Here is an 18387-nt window from a genome sequence, read left to right as displayed (position 1 = left end):
GTCGGCGGGTGATCGCTGGTGCACGGCGCCTGCTGGCAGAATGGCCGCATTATGGCTCCTGACAACGCTGCGGCGGAACACATCCTGGACGAGCTCGCTTGGCGTGGGCTGATCTCCCAAACCACTGGCGACGATGAACTTCGCGCGGCGTTGGATGCAGGGCCCATCACGATGTATTGCGGGTTCGACCCGACGGCGCCAAGTCTGCATATAGGCAACCTGGTGCAGATCCTCACGCAGCGCCGGCTCCAGAACGCGGGCAATAGGCCGCTCATGCTCGTGGGAGGCGCGACCGGTCTGATCGGCGACCCCAAGATGGCGGGTGAGCGCACGCTCAACCCCGTGGACGTGGCGCACGAGTGGGTGGAGCGCATCAGACGTCAGATCGAGCCCTTCATGGAGTTCGAGGGGGACAACCCCGCGCGCATGGTCAACAACTATGACTGGACCAAGGATCTCAGCGCGATCGGGCTGCTCCGGGATGTGGGCAAGTACTTCCGGCTAGGCACCATGCTGGCCAAGGACACCGTGGCGCGGCGCCTCAACTCGGAGGACGGCATTTCCTACACCGAGTTCAGCTACCAAGTGCTGCAGGGCATGGACTACCTCGAGCTGTACAGGCGCTACGGCTGCACGTTGCAGACAGGTGGTTCCGATCAGTGGGGGAACCTCACTGCGGGCACCGAACTCATCCGCAAGGCAGAGGGCGTGTCCGTCCACGCGCTCGCGACGCCTCTCATCACCAAGGCCGACGGCACCAAGTTCGGCAAGACAGAGTCTGGGACGGTGTGGCTCGATCCGGAGTTGACGAGTCCCTACGCCTTCTACCAGTTCTGGCTCAATCAGGCCGATGCTGACGTGATCCCTTACCTCAAGGTGTTCACGTTCCTCACGCGCGCCCAAATCACGGAACTGGAGTCGGCCGTTCAGGACAGGCCCTTCGCACGCGAGGCCCAACGTGCCCTCGCATGGGAAGTGACCGCACTCGTGCACGGTGAGACCGCGGCGCAGGGGGCGGTCGATGCGTCGGCCGCGCTCTTCGGGCGGGGGGAGTTGAGCGCCCTCGACGACGCCACCATTGAGGGCTGCGCGAAGGAGCTCGGCGGCGTGGCGGTGCCTGCCGGTGTGATGGTGGTCGACGCCCTGGTTCAGTCCGGCGTGGTGGAGTCGAAATCGGCAGCGCGACGGGCCGTTGCGGAAGGTGGCGCCTACGTCAACAACGTCAAGGTCGGCGACGCCGATGCGGTCCTCGCAGCTGACGGCGCCTTGGCAGGCGGATGGTTCGTGCTGAGGCGCGGAAAAAAGACCATCGGACTTGTGCGGCCGTCTTCCTGAGGGGGACGCCTCGGGCGTACCCAACTTGGTGTCTACCAGGCACGATGAGCGCGACACGCCCGAGATACAGGCGATTTGACTTGGGGTTAACCAGCCCGTAATGTTTCACCTGTTGCCGAAGACGGAGCGAACACGCGGAGGACTGAAAAGGCCCCGCGAACTTCATCAGGCAGCCACCTCTTATCGGATCAGATTCTGGTCGCGCTAGCGCCCGGAACGAGGTACGATGGGAACCCCCCTCCAAACCGGAGACACGCCGATGAGGCGAGTTGACAGGGAGGCTCGGGGGGAGTAAGTTAGAAGGGTTGCCCCAAATCCAACTCGAAAGAGCGTGGATGCGGTGCGCGTCCGAACCTTGAGAACTCAACAGTGTGCCACATGTCGATGCCAAAACCTCCGGCGTCGTGAAGGCTTCCGCCTGATCGATGTTGGATTCCTTTGGTAAACGAAACAAATGTCAGTGACATTTTGTTCATTTGCTAGAGATTAAACTGGTTCTTTCGAGAACCGCTTCGTAAGACTGTAACCCGCTTCGGCGGATTGCTATCAAACATTTACGGAGAGTTTGATCCTGGCTCAGGACGAACGCTGGCGGCGTGCTTAACACATGCAAGTCGAACGGTGACCCTGGAGCTTGCTCCGGGCGATCAGTGGCGAACGGGTGAGTAACACGTGAGTAACCTGCCCCAGACTCTGGGATAACACCGGGAAACCGGTGCTAATACCGGATATGAGACGAGACCGCATGGTCATCGTCTGGAAAGATTTATCGGTCTGGGATGGACTCGCGGCCTATCAGCTAGTTGGTGAGGTAATGGCTCACCAAGGCGACGACGGGTAGCCGGCCTGAGAGGGCGACCGGCCACACTGGAACTGAGACACGGTCCAGACTCCTACGGGAGGCAGCAGTGGGGAATATTGCACAATGGGCGCAAGCCTGATGCAGCAACGCCGCGTGGGGGATGAAGGCCTTCGGGTTGTAAACCCCTTTTAGCAGGGAAGAAGCGAAAGTGACGGTACCTGCAGAAAAAGCGCCGGCTAACTACGTGCCAGCAGCCGCGGTAATACGTAGGGCGCAAGCGTTGTCCGGAATTATTGGGCGTAAAGAGCTCGTAGGCGGTTTGTCGCGTCTGCTGTGAAAGTCCGAGGCTCAACCTCGGATCTGCAGTGGGTACGGGCAGACTAGAGTGTGGTAGGGGAGACTGGAATTCCTGGTGTAGCGGTGGAATGCGCAGATATCAGGAGGAACACCAATGGCGAAGGCAGGTCTCTGGGCCACAACTGACGCTGAGGAGCGAAAGCGTGGGTAGCAAACAGGATTAGATACCCTGGTAGTCCACGCCGTAAACGGTGGGCACTAGATGTGGGGCTCTTTCCATGAGTTCCGCGTCGCAGCTAACGCATTAAGTGCCCCGCCTGGGGAGTACGGCCGCAAGGCTAAAACTCAAAGGAATTGACGGGGGCCCGCACAAGCGGCGGAGCATGCGGATTAATTCGATGCAACGCGAAGAACCTTACCAAGGCTTGACATATACGGTCTATCCCTAGAGATAGGGAGTGCTTCGGCGCCGTATACAGGTGGTGCATGGTTGTCGTCAGCTCGTGTCGTGAGATGTTGGGTTAAGTCCCGCAACGAGCGCAACCCTCGTTCTATGTTGCCAGCGCGTAATGGCGGGGACTCATAGGAGACTGCCGGGGTCAACTCGGAGGAAGGTGGGGATGACGTCAAATCATCATGCCCCTTATGTCTTGGGCTTCACGCATGCTACAATGGCCGGTACAAAGGGCTGCGATACCGTAAGGTGGAGCGAATCCCAAAAAGCCGGTCTCAGTTCGGATTGAGGTCTGCAACTCGACCTCATGAAGTCGGAGTCGCTAGTAATCGCAGATCAGCAACGCTGCGGTGAATACGTTCCCGGGCCTTGTACACACCGCCCGTCAAGTCACGAAAGTCGGTAACACCCGAAGCCGGTGGCCTAACCCTTTTGGGAAGGAGCCGTCTAAGGTGGGATTGGCGATTGGGACTAAGTCGTAACAAGGTAGCCGTACCGGAAGGTGCGGCTGGATCACCTCCTTTCTAAGGAGCACTTGGCGCTCTTCGGAGCGTCCAAGGCCTCGCATCGTTCTCATACGTAGAACGGCGAGAGCTCACGGATGGAACATCGACGTGGTAGCGACGCAGACAGCGTCGAGAGCAAGTACGCCTTAGGGCTGGAACGCTCCCGCGAAAGAACATCACTACATGGCACACTGTTGGGTCCTGAGGGATCGGGCGTAAGCCCCACCTCAGGCCAGGTCGAAAGACCGGCCGGCCGGACCATCGAATCCTGACGAACCCCGTCGCTATTGCGACGTAGGCGCAGGTGGAAGATGGGCCCGCCCGTAACTTGAGAACTGCACAGTGGACGCGAGCATCTTTGATTTCTGTAATCAAGTTTTTAAGAGCACATGGTGGATGCCTTGGCAGTAGGAGCCGAAGAAGGACGTAGTAACCTGCGATAAGCCTCGGGGAGCTGGTAAACAAGCTTTGATCCGAGGATGTCCGAATGGGGAAACCCCGCTGGAGTCATGTCCAGTGACCCACGCCTGAACACATAGGGCGCGTGGAGGGAACGTCGGGAAGTGAAACATCTCAGTACCGACAGGAAGAGATATTCCGTGAGTAGTGGCGAGCGAAAGCGGAAAAGGCCAAACCGTTAGCGTGTGATAGCCGGCAGGCGTTGCGTTAGCGGGGTTGTGGGACCTTTCAGTTGGATCTGCCGATCCAGCAGAGAGTCAGAAATATGCGTCATAGTCGAAGGGCATTGAAAGGCCCGGCACAGAGGGTGCAACCCCCGTAGACGAAATGGCGCATACTCTCGAGAGTCATCCCAAGTAGCACGGGGCCCGAGAAATCCCGTGTGAATCCGTAGAGACCACTCTATAAGCCTAAATACTACCTACTGACCGATAGCGGAAAAGTACCGTGAGGGAAAGGTGAAAAGTACCCCGAGAGGGGAGTGAAATAGTACCTGAAACCGTGTGCTTACAATCCGTCGGAGCCTCCCTAGCAGGGGTGACGGCGTGCCTTTTGAAGAATGAGCCTGCGAGTTAGTGCTCAGTGGCAAGGTTAACCCGTGTGGGGAAGCCGTAGCGAAAGCGAGTCCGAATAGGGCGATTGAGTCGCTGGGTCTAGACCCGAAGCGAAGTGATCTATCCATGGCCAGGTTGAAGCGCGGGTAAGACCGCGTGGAGGACCGAACCCACTTGGGTTGAAAACCGAGGGGATGAGCTGTGGATAGGGGTGAAAGGCCAATCAAACTTCGTGATAGCTGGTTCTCCCCGAAATGCATTTAGGTGCAGCGTTGCGTGTTTCTTGCCGGAGGTAGAGCTACTGGATGGCCGATGGGCCCTACAAGGTTACTGACGTCAGCCAAACTCCGAATGCCGGTAAGTGAGAGCGCAGCAGTGAGACTGTGGGGGATAAGCTTCATAGTCGAGAGGGAAACAGCCCAGAACACCAACTAAGGTCCCTAAGCGTGTGCTAAGTGGGAAAGGATGTGGAGTTGCCCAGACAACCAGGAGGTTGGCTTAGAAGCAGCCACCCTTGAAAGAGTGCGTAATAGCTCACTGGTCAAGTGATTCCGCGCCGACAATGTAGCGGGGCTCAAGTACACCACCGAAGTTGTGTCATTCACATATTGCCTGGTCTTCGGATCCAAGCGTGTGGATGGGTAGGGGAGCGTCGTGTGGCGAGTGAAGCGGCGGAGTGATCCAGCCGTGGACGCCACACGAGTGAGAATGCAGGCATGAGTAGCGAAAGACGGGTGAGAAACCCGTCCGCCGAATGATCAAGGGTTCCAGGGCCAGGTTAATCCGCCCTGGGTAAGTCGGGACCTAAGGCGAGGCCGACAGGCGTAGTCGATGGACAACGGGTTGATATTCCCGTACCGGCGAAGAACCGCCAATGCCGAATCAGGTAATGCTAAGCGCCCGATGCCACTTAACCCTTCGGGGAGCGGTGGAGTAGCGCGCGACCCAAACCCGTAGTAGGCAAGCGTATTAACAGGGGTGACGCAGGAAGGTAGCCGAGCGTGGCGATGGTTGTCCACGTCTAAGGGTGTAGGGCGAGCTGTAGGCAAATCCGCAGCTCATATAGCCTGAGACCCGATGGTAACCGCGTAAGCGGGAAATCGGTGATCCTATGCTGCCTAGAAAAACCTCGGCGCGAGGTTCTAGCCGCCCGTACCCCAAACCGACTCAGGTGATCAGGTAGAGAATACTAAGGCGATCGAGATAATTATGGTGAAGGAACTCGGCAAAATACCCCCGTAACTTCGGGAGAAGGGGGGCCTGATGCGTGAAGGCACTTGCTGCCGGAGCGTTTGAGGGCCGCAGAGACCAGGGAGAAGCGACTGTTTACTAAAAACACAGGTCCGTGCGAAGTCGCAAGACGATGTATACGGACTGACGCCTGCCCGGTGCTGGAAGGTTAAGAGGAGAGGTCAGCCGCAAGGCGAAGCTTCGAATTTAAGCCCCAGTAAACGGCGGTGGTAACTATAACCATCCTAAGGTAGCGAAATTCCTTGTCGGGTAAGTTCCGACCTGCACGAATGGCGTAACGACTTCTCCGCTGTCTCCACCATAAACTCGGCGAAATTGCATTACGAGTAAAGATGCTCGTTACGCGCAGCAGGACGGAAAGACCCCGGGACCTTTACTATAGCTTGGTATTGGTATTCGGTGCGGTTTGTGTAGGATAGGTGGGAGACTTTGAAGCTGATACGCCAGTATTGGTGGAGTCATTGTTGAAATACCACTCTGATCGCTCTGGATATCTAACTTCGGTCCGTAATCCGGATCAGGGACAGTGCCTGGTGGGTAGTTTAACTGGGGCGGTTGCCTCCCAAAGAGTAACGGAGGCGCCCAAAGGTTCCCTCAGCCTGGTTGGCAATCAGGTGTCGAGTGCAAGTGTACAAGGGAGCTTGACTGTGAGACTGACAGGTCGAGCAGGGACGAAAGTCGGGACTAGTGACCCGCTGGTGGCAAGTGGAAGCGCCAGCGCTCAACGGATAAAAGGTACCCCGGGGATAACAGGCTGATCCTCCCCAAGAGTCCATATCGACGGGATGGTTTGGCACCTCGATGTCGGCTCGTCGCATCCTGGGGCTGAAGTCGGTCCCAAGGGTTGGGCTGTTCGCCCATTAAAGCGGTACGCGAGCTGGGTTTAGAACGTCGTGAGACAGTTCGGTCCCTATCCGCTGCGCGCGCAGGAAACTTGAGAAAGGCTGCCCCTAGTACGAGAGGACCGGGGTGGACCAACCTCTGGTGTGCCAGTTGTTCCGCCAGGAGCACGGCTGGTTAGCTACGTTGGGAAGGGATAACCGCTGAAAGCATCTAAGCGGGAAGCCCGTTTCAAGATGAGGTTTCCATGGACTTCGGTCCGAGAGGCCCCCAGAAGACCACTGGGTTGATAGGCCGGATGTGGAAGAGAGGACTAACGACTCTTGAAGCTGACCGGTACTAATAGGCCGATAACTTGATTACACTCAAGATTTCAAATGCATTGCTACGCGTCCACTGTGCGGTTCCCGAATTACGGTCGGGAAACCGAAAGTAACTCCATAGAGTTTCGGCAGTCATAGCGAGAGGGAAACGCCCGGTTCCATTCCGAACCCGGAAGCTAAGCCTCTCAGCGCCGATGGTACTGCACTGGAGATGGTGTGGGAGAGTAGGACGCTGCCGGACATTCATTCGCGAGGGGCCGCCCAATGATGGGCGGCCCCTTCGCGCATTTTTTGCGTTCCCGAATGCGTGTCGTTCCAGGTGCGCGTACAGTTTTCGAACGGCGATGTGAAAGGTGAACTCGTGGCCGACAACGACTCAGGGCCCCTAGACGGACGTGGGCGCGAACAGCGCGGCGAGCGGCGGCCCTACCGCGCAGGTTCAAGCGGGAGCGGAAACTCAGAACGCAACGGTTCCAGCGCAAGCGGGGGTTCGTCTCGCGGCGGGGCCCCGCGTCGTGATGGCGCGTCTGGCCGGGATGGTGGCCCCCGTCGTGAAGGAGGTCCGCGTCGTGATGGCGGCCCCCGTCGTGAGGGAGGCCCTTCGAATGCGGGAGCGCGCGGTGCTGGGGCGCCCTCAAGGGGAGGCTCCCGCGGCGCCGGCCATGCCGGGGACCGCGAGGCGCGAGTTCCCCGTCGAGAGCGGGACGGTGGTGAGGCGCGTCCCTCCCAGACGCGTCTTGACGTTCCTGATGTACCAGAGGGTGTCACTGGTGGCGATCTCGATAGAGACGCGCACGGCAGACTTCGCACCTTAAGCAAGGACAACGCCGAGGATGTCGCCAGGCATCTCGTGATGGCCGGTCGGCTTCTTGACGATGACCCTGAACTCGCCTACCGCCACGCCCAGGTTGCACTGGCCCGCGGAGGGCGAGTCGACGTCGTGCGTGAGGCAGCGGCGCTGACCGCCTATGCCACGGGTCGCTATGCCGAGGCGCTGCGGGAGTTTCGTACAGTGACCCGCTTGAGCGGGTCTCACGAGCACCTCGCGCTTGTCGCTGACTGTGAGCGCGGGCTCGGCAGACCCGCTCGCGCCCTGGAGATCGCCTCCGGTCCCGAAGCCAAAGGCCTCGACAAGGCTGGTACGGCGGAGCTCGAATTGGTCGTGGCGGGCGCTCGTGCGGACCTCAAGGAGTTCGACGCCGCATTCCTGGTGCTCGACCGCATCGTCGCTGTCGATAGCGATCAGGCTGCACGCGTCGACGAAGCTAGGGCGACCATCCGCGCCGCGGCTGGGCTCGGCACGCTCCCAGATGCTGAGGCGGCCTTCGGCCAAGGGGCGCCCGCGCCTGACGTGGAACTCCAGGCTCTACCAGGCGTTGACGACGAGGAAGTGATTGTCTACGACCTCGAGGAAGAGCCCGATGCCTGAGTCCATGCTCAAGGGGAGCGAGAGCCCCCTCCAGGATGTTTTTGACGCGGCCCTCGTGGATCTTGATGGCGTCGCCTATCGTGGCCCGCACGCCATCCCCACGGCACCGCCAGCGTTGCAGGACGCTCGGGAAGCGGGCATGGGCCTCGTGTTTGTGACGAACAACGCGAGCCGTGAACCCCACGAGGTCGCAGAGCACCTCAGCAGTCTTGGAATCCCCACAGAGGCCGACGAGGTCTTGACGGCCGCCCAAGCGCTAGCACGCCTGATGGCAGCGGACCTCGAGCCGGGAGCGACGGTGCTCGCCGTCGGTGGCAAGGGCCTGAGGACCGCTCTCGTGGAACTGGGTTTCTCCCTCGTCGCATCTGCGCAGGACAACCCGGATGCCGTCGCTCAAGGATTCGTCCCCGACATTTCCTGGCGAGACCTCGCTGAAGCGGCATACGCCGTCCAAGGCGGAGCGAGGTACTTCGCCTCCAACCTTGACCTGACTCTTCCGAACGAGAGGGGCATCGCCCCTGGTAATGGCTCTCTCGTGGGAGCGGTCGTCAACGCGACGGGAGTCGCTCCCACTGCCGCCGGCAAGCCTGAGCCGACGCTCTTCCACCTCGCCGCCGCGTCCGTCTCCTCGGAGCGTCCGCTGGCCATCGGCGATCGGCTCGATACCGACCTCAAAGGGGCAAGGGCCGCGGGGATGCCAGGGTTGCTCGTGTTCACTGGCGTCTCTGCGCCCGCCGACGCCGTCTTGGCGCCACGGGATCAACGCCCCACGTACGTCGGCGAGGACCTCGGATGTCTCGCCCAACCGCATCCCAAGCCCAGAAGGGACGGCTCGACGTGGAACGTCGGCGCCGCCTCTGCGTCGGTCGATGCAGGGAAGCTCATCGTCAAGGGGACAGGGATCGACGCGGTGCGCGCCGCGTGTGCCGCGTCATGGGCTGCAGCCGACGCGGGGGAGCCTGTCGATGGTGGAAGCATCCCCGACTTCGGAGTAGGGTCGTGACATGAGCAAGTTTGAGGAAGTCCGTGAGCCACTCGGTGAGGTGCACTACCCGCCAGAGGTGGAGCAGGCGCTGAAGGCCGTCAGTGAGGTCCCTGAGGACGCGGACGAGCAAGCCGAGTTCTTCGACAAGATCCAGGATTCGCTCGCCTCGCGCCTGCGCGAGGAATCCTGAGCCTCGACTTCCATGCGGCTTGATCAAGCCGTCTACGCGCGCGCCCTCGCGCGCTCGCGCTCGCACGCCCAAGACCTCATCGCCAAGGGCGGGGTGCTGGTTGACGGGGAGCCAGAAACAAAGCCAAGCCGCACGGTCGATGCCGACTCCGTCATCACCCTGAGCGGAGAGGCAGACCACTACGTGTCTCGCGCCGCGCACAAGCTCGTCGGCGCGCTCGACGCCTTCGGTCCCCTCGGACTCGCGGTAGAAGGCAAACACGCTCTCGACGTCGGCGCCTCCACTGGTGGGTTCACACAGGTGCTCCTTGAGAGAGGGGTGGACCGCGTGACGGCCGTTGACGTTGGCCACGGGCAAATCGCTCCCGAGCTCGCGAAGGACCCACGGGTGTCGGTCGTCGAGGGCCTCAACGTGCGAGACATGGAGCCAGGCTCGCCCGGCACTGGCGCCCAGGTCGTGGTCGCCGATCTCTCGTTCATTTCGCTCACCATGGTGGTCGGCACCCTGCGGGCCGTCGTCGCTCATGACGCCGACTTCGTCCTGATGGTCAAGCCTCAGTTCGAAGTGGGCAAGTCGGGGCTCGACAAGCACGGAGTCGTCTCTTCGCCGACGCTACGCGCCAAGGCGGTCGCAGCGGTGTGCGAGAGCGCGCAGCGCCAGGGTCTTGTGGTGCGCGCGCTGGAGCGCAGCAGCCTGCCTGGTCCGAGCGGCAATGTGGAATTCTTCGTCTGGCTCAGCCAGACATGGCAGGCTAGGGGTGCGGCTCAGGAGCGCGTGCTCGCTGGTGATGCCTTGAGTGCAGCAATTTCCACGCTCGTCGAAGGAACTCCATGACCCGCCGAATTCTCATCGTCGCGAATCCGAATCGCCCCGAGACGCTCCAAGCCGCCGACGTGGCGCGCGCGGAACTCGAGCGGCGCGGCATCGCCGTGTGCGCTGACACCGGCGAGGGAGCCGTTGACGCCGTCATGGTCTTCGGAGGCGATGGCACCATGCTCCGAGCTGCGCGGGAAGTGCAAGGCACCGGTGCACCACTCCTGGGGGTCAACATGGGTCACGTCGGTTTCCTCGCCGAGCTTGAGCGTGGTGACGTGGCCCACGCGGTGACGTGCCTTGCGGACGGCGAATTCGATGTCGAGGAGCGCCGCACCGTCGAGGTGGTGGTGCGGCAACCGGACGGCACCGTGGAGAACGGTTGGGCGCTCAATGAGGTGGCGATCGAACGCTCTGAGTTGCTGCGAACGCTCGACGTCGCTGTTGAGGTCGATGGCAGGCCACTGGCGAGCTTCGGCTGCGACGGCATTGTGATCGCGACGCCAACGGGCTCGACGGCCCACGCGTTCTCGGGTGGCGGGCCCGTGGTGTGGCCAGATGTCGAGGCACTGTTGATGGTGCCACTCGCCGCTCACGCGCTCTTCGCCAGGCCTCTCGTGGTCGGCCCTCGTTCGAAGTTCGCTGTTGAGGTCTTGGACCGATCTCCCGCTGACGGGCTTCTGGTTCTCGACGGCGCTGAGACCATCGCGGTGCGGCGCGGAGCGCGGATTGAGGTGCGCCTTGGTGCTGAACGAGTCCGGCTGGCGCGCACGTCCGATGCCCCCTTCACCGATCGGCTGGTTCGCAAGTTTGGCCTCGACACCGAAGGTTGGCGCGGGGCGAACCGGACGCCAAAGGAGTAGCGATGCTCCACGAACTGTCGATCAGCTCGCTCGGCGTGATCTCGGCGGCGCGGATGCCGTTGCGCCCTGGGCTCACGGTCGTGACAGGTGAAACCGGCGCGGGCAAGACCATGGTGCTCACCGGGCTCGGCCTCATTCTTGGTGGCAAGCCCACGCCGGACGCCGTGCGCGTCGGAGCAGAAGAGGCGGTTGCCGAGGCGATCTACGATCTTCCGGAGTCTTCGGAGGGACGCGCGCTGGCCGTTGAGGCTGGCGCAGTGATCGATGACGACGGCACGGTGACGGTGGTGCGGACCGTCGGCTCGACCACGAGGTCTCGATCCATCTTGGGCGGAAGGACGGTGCCCCAGGCACTGCTCGCACAAGTGGGCGAAGAACTCGTGACCGTTCACGGGCAGGCCGATCAGGTGCGCCTTCGCACCCCTGCACGCCAACGTCAATTGCTCGACGCCTACGCCGGCCCGCAACACGGTGTGGCGTTGGGGCAGTACAGGCAGGCGTGGGCCGACTGGAGCGAAGCGGCCAAGACGCTTGAGCGGATGGTCGAGTCTGAGGACGCGGAGCGTGCCCGCATCACCAGACTGCGGGACGACCTGGCCGCCTTGGAGGAGGCGGGGGTCCAACCGGGCGAGCGCGCACAACTAGAGGCCACGGGAAGGGTTCTCGCGCACGCGGAGTCCTTGCGCGAGTTGAGCGTGACGGCGCACGACGCTTTGGCGGGGGAGTCGGAGTTCACCGCGGCCGTGTCGCTTGAGGTAGCGCGCAAGGCCCTGGGCGATGCCGCAGGCCATGACCCTTCCCTTCAGCCTCTCGCCACGCGAGTCGCCGACTACCTGTATGGAGCCACCGACGTGGCTCAAGAGCTCGCGTCCTACCTCGATCGACTCGAAGCCGACCCGGCCAGGCTCGACGCCATGCATCAGCGCCTTTCCACCATCAGCACAGCCGAACGCCGCTTTGGGCGCGCCGCTGACGAGCTTGAACCGCTCCGGCAGTCGATCGAACAGGAACTCGGGGGAGACGCCGACTGGGAAGACCGCGTCGCCGCCGCGAGGGCCGCTCACGACGCCGCACGGGCCGTGATGCGAGAACGCGCCCAACAAGTCTCCGAGGGACGCCACGAGGCCGCCAAGCGCCTCGCAGACCACGTCGAGAAGGAGTTGGCGATGCTGGCCATGCCAGACGCCACGGTGCAGATTCTCGTTGAACCGCGCGAGCCAGGTCCCTTCGGTGCGGATTCAGTCTCACTGCTGTTGGCCGCGCACCCCGGCGCTCCTGCGCGACCGGTCACGGAAGCGGCCTCTGGCGGCGAACTCTCGCGCATCATGCTCGCCATCGAAGTCGCGCTCGCCGAGTCCGGGGGCCCTTCCCACACGTTCGTCTTTGACGAGGTCGATGCCGGCGTCGGAGGGAAGGCTGCGCAAGCCGTCGGCCAGCGGCTCGCTGCGCTCGCCCGCACCCATCAGGTCATCGTGGTGACCCACCTCGCCCAAGTGGCCGCTTGCGCCGCGCACCACGTGGTGGTCTCCAAATCGTCGGAGGGTGCCGTCACCGTGTCGCACGTGAGGGAAGTCGATGGCGAGGATCGCGTGACGGAACTGGCACGCCTGTTGTCAGGAGAGGAAGACTCTGCTTCGGCGCGTGCGCATGCCGTAGAGCTCTTGGAGAACGCACACGTGGCACCATGACGGGATGAGGCGTTCTTCCAAGGCCAGCACACCCACCACCCTGTCAGCACGCGTGCGCGTGGGCCACGATCCGCGGGTACTCGCGCGTTCTTTGCGGCGCGGCGAAATCGCCGTAATCGACAGGGCCGACCTGGACGCAGCGTCCGCGGAGTTGCTTGCCGACAGGGAGCCAGCGTGCATCATCAACGTGGCGCCCAGCCTGACGGGGCGGTTCCAGGCACGCGGTGCGTCGACCCTTATCTCACGTTCCGTTCCCCTGCTTGACGCGGCCGAGCGCACGCTCATCGCTGCAGCAGACGGTGAAGAAGCGACTATCGATTTCACGGTCGACCCTGGAGCCGACGGCGCGCGAGCACTGGTGTTGCTCGGCAAGGAAACCGTCGAGTGCCGAGTCGTTGACGCCGAGATGATCGATGAGCGCTTGGCGGAGGCCGTCACTGCCACCGCGTCCCGTGTGCCGAGGCTCACGGCGAGCGCACTTGATCTGGTGCAGCGAGATGGGCCCGCGCTCGTGGACGGTGAAGCAGTTCCGCACCTGGACCTCGACCTCGCAGACAAAGACGTGCTCGTGATCGCTGCCGGGCAAGGCTTCGGCCACCAGGCGGCCGCGCTCAAGCGCGCGGTTCGAGATCTCCACCCCATCGTGATCGTGACGGGGGATGCCGCGAACACCGTGGCCGAGCAGTATCGGATCGACGTGATCGTCGGACCCATCGAGGCCGTCACCGACGACGTCTTGGCGCACGCCTCGCGCGTGGTGGTCCACGGCGAGTCGAACGCTGTGGCGACCACCCGCCTGGGGGCCTTGGGCGTGAGGCACGTGAGTAGTGATTCGCGGCTCGAATCGGCTGACCTTGCGGTTGCCCTCGCAGCGACGGCAGGAGCAAAGCTCATCGCGACCGTCGGCATCGACACCTCGATCCCTGACCTGGTGGACTCGGCGCGCGGGGCGTCGGCGCTGTTGGCCAGGGTCGCTGCGGGGCCGGCCTGGATTGACGGTCGCGTGCTCGCGAGGCTCCACAGGTCGCGATGGTCGCGCTTGCAAGGGTGGCTGGTAGTGGCCTTCGCGGCTCTCGCGCTCGCCTCTGCGTTGGCGTTGCATCCAGAAGTCCAAGACCTTGTCACGCGCCTCACGGGTACCGAGTGATGTCGGCACGGTTGGTCTTTGCCGCGTTGATCGTGATGGCGCTTGCGGTGGGCTTTGTCGCAGGCACCGCGACTCCGCGTGATCAGGAGGCGACGCGCGTGACGTCCACGGGGGGCCAGGCTGCTGACGAGGCACTCGCGCAAGTCGCCGTACTCGAGGACTGGCTCATGAACGTCTCGGCCGCGGCTATTGCTGGCAGGCTCGACGGCGTGTCGGTGGGAGTTCTCGTGGCCGATGGTGCCGAGGCTGAGGACGTCGAGGCCGTCACGCAGGCGCTCAAGAGCGCGGGGGCCCAGGTGGGCCTCGAGGCGTCGCTGAGTGCCGAATGGTGGACACCTGAGCTGGCCTCCTTCCGCGGCGAGATCGCAGACCAAGTCGCCCAGTCCGTCGTCGGCGCAGAGGGCCTGAGTTCCACAGAACTGCTCCAGCACGCGATCATCCAGGCGTTGGTGCCCGGCGCCGTGCCGGCAGACGTTGCCGGCCAAGGTGACGTCCAGGCGGAGCCAGGCGAGGGCGTCGTCGCCGCCGACGGTGCGGAAGTGCTGCTCGAGGTGTTGACCCGCTCGGGCTTGCTCACGGTGGACAGGGCCGCAGAGGCGCCAGTTTCCGCACTCGTGGTGGTCACCGCCGACGGTCCGGAAGGCGCTGGCACCATTGCAGCGGTGGCGGCAGGCGCGTGGGAGAACTACGTGCCGGCGACCTTGATCGTGACCTTCGGCTCCGCAACCGCCCCTTCGGTCGCCACGGACGCCATCTCCCAAGGCGAGGCTCTCGCGGCCGACGCTCGCCCCAGCGTCGTCGTGGCGACGGAGCCTTCACTCGTGGACGCGCAAGTGGTGTTGGCCGTCGTGGAACAGCTCGATGGTGGCGCAGGAAGCTACGGAATCGCGGAAAATCTGGATCTCATTGCACAACCGTGACCCGCGAGCAACCGTGATGACCCGCGAAGACTGTTACTGTTGAAGTCCGTGGAGAGATCTCGTTTTGAGTCCCGTGCGGACCATGTCACCCGGCACATCTTTGTCACAGGGGGCGTCGTGTCCTCCCTGGGAAAGGGCCTGACGGCTTCCAGCCTCGGCCGATTGCTTCGCTCTCGCGGCATCCGCGTGACCATGCAGAAGCTCGACCCCTACCTCAATGTTGACCCGGGAACGATGAACCCGTTCCAGCACGGAGAGGTCTATGTCACGGAGGACGGCGCCGAGACCGACCTCGACATCGGCCACTACGAGCGCTTCCTCGACGTCAAGCTCTCCGGGGACGCCAACGTCACCACCGGCCAGGTCTACTCACAGGTGATCGCGAAGGAGCGCCGCGGTGAGTACTTGGGCGACACGGTGCAGGTCATCCCTCACATTACGGACGAGATCAAACGCCGCATGCGCGCGCAAGCTGGCCCCGACGTCGACGTCATCATCACCGAAATCGGCGGCACCGTCGGCGACATCGAAAGCCAACCGTTCATCGAGGCAGCACGCCAGGTGCGCCACGACGTCGGCCGCGACAACGTCTTCTTCCTCCACGTTTCGCTCGTGCCGTACATCGGCCCCTCCGGCGAACTCAAGACCAAGCCCACGCAGCACTCGGTGGCCGCGCTGCGCAGCATCGGAATCCAGCCGGACGCGATCGTGTGCCGCGCCGACAGGGATATCCCGGCGTCGGTCAAGAACAAGATCGCGCTGATGTGCGACGTCGAGCCGCAAGCCGTCGTCACCGCGAAGGATGCGCCCAGCATTTACGACATTCCCAAGGTGCTGCACTCCGAGGGACTCGACGCCTACGTGGTGAGGCGGCTCGACTTGCCGTTCCACGACGTGCAATGGGGTGCCTGGGACGACGTGTTGCGTCGCGTCCACCACCCTGCGGAGTCGGTCGAAGTAGCGCTCGTTGGCAAGTATGTCGACTTGCCCGATGCCTACCTATCCGTGGGAGAGGCGCTGCGCGCGGGCGGTTTTCACCACAACGCGCGCGTCAACATCCGGTGGGTCGCCTCCGACACGTGCCAGACGCGTGAGGGGGCCCAGAAGGCGCTCGGCGGGGTGGATGCCGTGCTCATCCCTGGGGGCTTTGGCGTGCGAGGAGTCGACGGCAAGATTGGCGCCTCTCGGTGGGCGCGCGAGAACAAAGTGCCCACGCTCGGAATCTGTCTCGGCCTTCAGGTCATGGTCATGGAGTACGCCCGCACGATGCTTGACCTCGACGGCGCGTCCAGCTCCGAGTTCGACCCCGACACCGCCCACCCCGTCATCGCGACGATGGAGGAGCAACTCGAGTTCGTCGAGGGCAAGGGCGATCTGGGCGGCACGATGCGACTCGGCGAGTACCGCGCGGTGTTGACGCCTGGTTCCGTGGTCGAGCAGACGTATGGTGCTGCGACCGTGGGCGAGCGTCACCGCCACCGCTACGAGGTCAACAACGCGTACCGCCCACAACTGGAAGAGGCGGGCTTGGTGGTCTCAGGTGAGTCTCCCGACCGCCAGTTGGTGGAGTTCATCGAACTGCCAAGAGCCGCTCACCCGTATTACGTGGCGACGCAGGCGCACCCCGAGTTCCTGTCGAGGCCCACCAAGGCTCACCCGCTGTTCGCTGGTCTGATTGGCGCCGCGATCGAGCGTCAGCACGCCTCTGCAGAAGGCGAGCAGGATTCTGACGCTCAGCAAGCAGGCGCGGTGGCCTCTGCCACGGCGGCAAGCACCCGCGCGTCGTGACGGAGGACGGCGCCCCCTCTTTCGACGACGCTGTGCTCACCGACATCGCCGCGCCGCGGCCGATTCTCGCGAGGCACGAGCGTTTCACCGGACGAGTGTGGAACGTGGTGAGCGACGAGGTCGACCTGGAACATGCCACGGTCACCCGCGACTTCATCCAGCACACCGGCGCCGTCGTCATCGTCGCGCTCAACGACGCCGACGAGATCTACTTGGTGCGCCAGTACCGCCACCCTGTAGGAGTCGAATGCTGGGAGCCGCCAGCAGGCCTCATGGATTTTGCGGGGGAGGCACCCGTCGACGCCGCCAAGCGCGAACTGCACGAGGAGGCTGACCTCACGGCCACCACGTGGCACGCGCTCGCCGACTACTACCCGTCGGGCGGCGGGAGCTCTGAGGCCGTCCGCGTGTTTCTTGCGCGCGACCTCTCTGCAGTGCCAGCGGCGGACCAGCACACGCGTACCGAAGAGGAGCGCGACATGGTCGGCGCCTGGGTGCCGCTTGCAGAGGTGCTCGACGCGGTCACCGCCGGAAGGGTGCATTCATCGTCGCTGGTAGTAGGTGCCATGGCGGCCGATAGGGCCAGGCTCTCCGGGTGGTCAACGCTGCGGCCGGCCGACGCGCCGTGGCTGCTACCGCCTGACAACAGGCGGCTCGCCGGGGCCTAGTTGTTGCCCGCGACGGCCGCCTCGGCCATGACGCGTGAGCGATCCCTCTTGAGCAGGTAGAAGGCCGCTGAATGGGCGGCGGTGAGCACCGCGGCTCCCGCGAGGTGGGCACCCACGATGAGTTCGGGTAGGTCGTTGAAGTACTGCACGTACCCGATGACGCCTTGGGCCAGCGTCACGCCGACGAGGACCTTCCACGCCTTCCCGACCTCGTCGACGTTGCCATACGAGCGGTCGTTGCGCACTCTGAACACGAGGTACGCGACGATGGCGACGAAGGCCCAGACCACGAGCGCGTGTGCGCGCGCTGCGGTGTCCAAGTCGATGCCGAGCCGCTCGGTCGCCTCGGCGTCCCCCGAGTGTGGTCCGGCACCGGTGGTGACGGTGCCCAGCACGAGCAGTCCCACGAGCAGCACTGAACTGACGCGCAGGGGAGTCTTGACGCACCGGCCCTCGCGGCGTGGCGCCTCCCGGTATTTGAGGGCGAGCCACACGGCTTGCCATACCAAGCCCATCGACAGCAAGAGGTGCGGCGCGACGATCACGGGGTTCAGGTCGGCGAGGACGGTGATACCGCCGACGATGGCCTGGCCGACGACGCCGAGCACAGGCACGAGCCCCCACCACTTGAGGTCGGGCCTGGTGTCCCACAAGGCAAGCGCGACGCCGATCGCCACAATGAGCAGAACGAACGTCAGGGTCCTGTTGCCGAACTCGATGTAGGGGTGGATTCCGAGCTCGCTGCGCAGTTCGGGAACGAACGTTCCCGGCTCGCATTGAGGCCATGTCGAGCAGCCGAGGCCTGATCCCGTGAGCCGCACCGCGCCGCCGGTGACGATGATGCCGCCTTGAGTGAAGATGTTCGCGACGGTGAGGCCCCGACCGTGACGCGCCGTGAAGCGGCGAAGTCGCTGGAGAGGGTTGCGGGTCGCTGGCGCGGGTGCTTCGGTGGTCACGCCCACAGTTTATGCGTGGGCGCGAAAAGCAACCGACGTCTGCTGGGGGGAGGGGCGGTCTAGTTAGGTCCGCCTTGCTTGCGCTCGGGCATTTTCGGCACGACACTGTTGTTTAATTA

Annotated in this window: 13 protein-coding genes and 3 rRNA genes; 15 read left to right on the top strand and 1 reads right to left on the bottom strand. The window is 63.4% G+C overall.

What is annotated here, in order from left to right; all coding sequences use genetic code 11:
* Nucleotides 1–51: 51 nt before the first annotated feature.
* The 15 genes from tyrS to LGT36_RS05765 all read left to right on the top strand — a co-directional run bounded on the left by tyrS (nt 52) and on the right by LGT36_RS05765 (nt 17312).
* The gene (gene tyrS, locus LGT36_RS05835; protein ID WP_226096131.1) at nt 52–1335 is read left to right on the top strand and encodes a tyrosine--tRNA ligase; all 1284 of its coding nucleotides are present in this window, start codon (nt 52–54) and stop codon (nt 1333–1335) included.
* A 553-nt stretch (nt 1336–1888) separates the two neighbouring features.
* Nucleotides 1889–3412, top strand: a 16S ribosomal RNA gene (locus LGT36_RS05830).
* A 351-nt stretch (nt 3413–3763) separates the two neighbouring features.
* Nucleotides 3764–6861 (top strand): 23S ribosomal RNA (locus tag LGT36_RS05825).
* Nucleotides 6862–6945: 84 nt separating this feature from the next.
* Nucleotides 6946–7062 (top strand): 5S ribosomal RNA (rrf, locus tag LGT36_RS05820).
* The 16S, 23S and 5S rRNA genes sit together here, the layout of an rRNA operon.
* 310 nt (nt 7063–7372) lie before the next feature.
* Nucleotides 7373–7636: a hypothetical protein gene (locus LGT36_RS05815; RefSeq protein ID WP_226096132.1), complete on the top strand. Its 264-nt coding sequence runs from the start codon at nt 7373–7375 to the stop codon at nt 7634–7636.
* A gap of 38 nt (nt 7637–7674) precedes the next feature.
* Nucleotides 7675–8250, top strand: a complete 576-nt coding sequence (locus tag LGT36_RS05810) for a hypothetical protein (protein ID WP_226096134.1) — start codon at nt 7675–7677, stop codon at nt 8248–8250.
* On the top strand, nt 8243–9253 hold the full coding sequence (locus tag LGT36_RS05805) for an HAD-IIA family hydrolase (protein ID WP_226096136.1): 1011 nt from the start codon (nt 8243–8245) through the stop codon (nt 9251–9253). The genes LGT36_RS05810 and LGT36_RS05805 overlap by 8 nt, the downstream gene beginning before the upstream one ends.
* A gap of 1 nt (nt 9254) precedes the next feature.
* Nucleotides 9255–9425, top strand: a complete 171-nt coding sequence (locus LGT36_RS05800; protein ID WP_226096137.1) for a hypothetical protein — start codon at nt 9255–9257, stop codon at nt 9423–9425.
* Nucleotides 9426–9437: 12 nt separating this feature from the next.
* Nucleotides 9438–10259, top strand: coding sequence for a TlyA family RNA methyltransferase (locus LGT36_RS05795; RefSeq protein WP_226096138.1), 822 nt, complete (start codon nt 9438–9440; stop codon nt 10257–10259).
* Nucleotides 10256–11101: an NAD kinase gene (locus LGT36_RS05790; protein ID WP_226096139.1), complete on the top strand. Its 846-nt coding sequence runs from the start codon at nt 10256–10258 to the stop codon at nt 11099–11101. Before LGT36_RS05795 ends, LGT36_RS05790 begins: the two co-directional genes overlap by 4 nt.
* A 2-nt stretch (nt 11102–11103) precedes the next feature.
* Nucleotides 11104–12789 (top strand): DNA repair protein RecN, encoded by a 1686-nt coding sequence (gene recN, locus LGT36_RS05785; RefSeq protein ID WP_226096140.1) that lies wholly within the window; start codon nt 11104–11106, stop codon nt 12787–12789.
* Nucleotides 12790–12793: 4 nt separating this feature from the next.
* On the top strand, nt 12794–13936 hold the full coding sequence (steA, locus tag LGT36_RS05780) for a putative cytokinetic ring protein SteA (RefSeq protein ID WP_226096142.1): 1143 nt from the start codon (nt 12794–12796) through the stop codon (nt 13934–13936).
* Entirely contained in the window at nt 13936–14856 is a 921-nt protein-coding gene (locus LGT36_RS05775; protein WP_226264700.1) for a copper transporter, read from the top strand. The genes steA and LGT36_RS05775 overlap by 1 nt, the downstream gene beginning before the upstream one ends.
* Nucleotides 14857–14904: 48 nt before the next feature.
* Nucleotides 14905–16644: a CTP synthase gene (locus LGT36_RS05770; protein WP_226264701.1), complete on the top strand. Its 1740-nt coding sequence runs from the start codon at nt 14905–14907 to the stop codon at nt 16642–16644.
* On the top strand, nt 16641–17312 hold the full coding sequence (locus LGT36_RS05765) for an NUDIX hydrolase (RefSeq protein ID WP_226096985.1): 672 nt from the start codon (nt 16641–16643) through the stop codon (nt 17310–17312). Before LGT36_RS05770 ends, LGT36_RS05765 begins: the two co-directional genes overlap by 4 nt.
* Here LGT36_RS05765 and LGT36_RS05760 read toward each other — a convergent pair.
* Nucleotides 17309–18268: a heme A synthase gene (locus tag LGT36_RS05760; RefSeq protein WP_226096986.1), complete on the bottom strand. Its 960-nt coding sequence runs from the start codon at nt 18266–18268 to the stop codon at nt 17309–17311. The two genes, LGT36_RS05765 and LGT36_RS05760, sit on opposite strands and share 4 nt — an antisense overlap.
* Nucleotides 18269–18387: the final 119 nt, after the last annotated feature.

The organism is Demequina sp. TMPB413, assembly GCF_020447105.2.
GTDB lineage: Bacteria > Actinomycetota > Actinomycetes > Actinomycetales > Demequinaceae > Demequina.
Note: the sequence above shows the minus strand (reverse complement) of the source record. Positions and strands in the feature narration are given on the sequence as shown.

Coding starts and splice junctions, on each gene's coding strand:
- tyrS (WP_226096131.1), top strand. CDS start 52: ATGGCTCCTGACAACGCTGCGGCGGAACACATCCTGGACGAGCTCGCT.
- LGT36_RS05790 (WP_226096139.1), top strand. CDS start 10,256: ATGACCCGCCGAATTCTCATCGTCGCGAATCCGAATCGCCCCGAGACG.
- LGT36_RS05810 (WP_226096134.1), top strand. CDS start 7,675: ATGGCCGGTCGGCTTCTTGACGATGACCCTGAACTCGCCTACCGCCAC.
- steA (WP_226096142.1), top strand. CDS start 12,794: ATGAGGCGTTCTTCCAAGGCCAGCACACCCACCACCCTGTCAGCACGC.
- LGT36_RS05795 (WP_226096138.1), top strand. CDS start 9,438: ATGCGGCTTGATCAAGCCGTCTACGCGCGCGCCCTCGCGCGCTCGCGC.
- LGT36_RS05775 (WP_226264700.1), top strand. CDS start 13,936: ATGTCGGCACGGTTGGTCTTTGCCGCGTTGATCGTGATGGCGCTTGCG.
- recN (WP_226096140.1), top strand. CDS start 11,104: ATGCTCCACGAACTGTCGATCAGCTCGCTCGGCGTGATCTCGGCGGCG.
- LGT36_RS05800 (WP_226096137.1), top strand. CDS start 9,255: ATGAGCAAGTTTGAGGAAGTCCGTGAGCCACTCGGTGAGGTGCACTAC.
- LGT36_RS05805 (WP_226096136.1), top strand. CDS start 8,243: ATGCCTGAGTCCATGCTCAAGGGGAGCGAGAGCCCCCTCCAGGATGTT.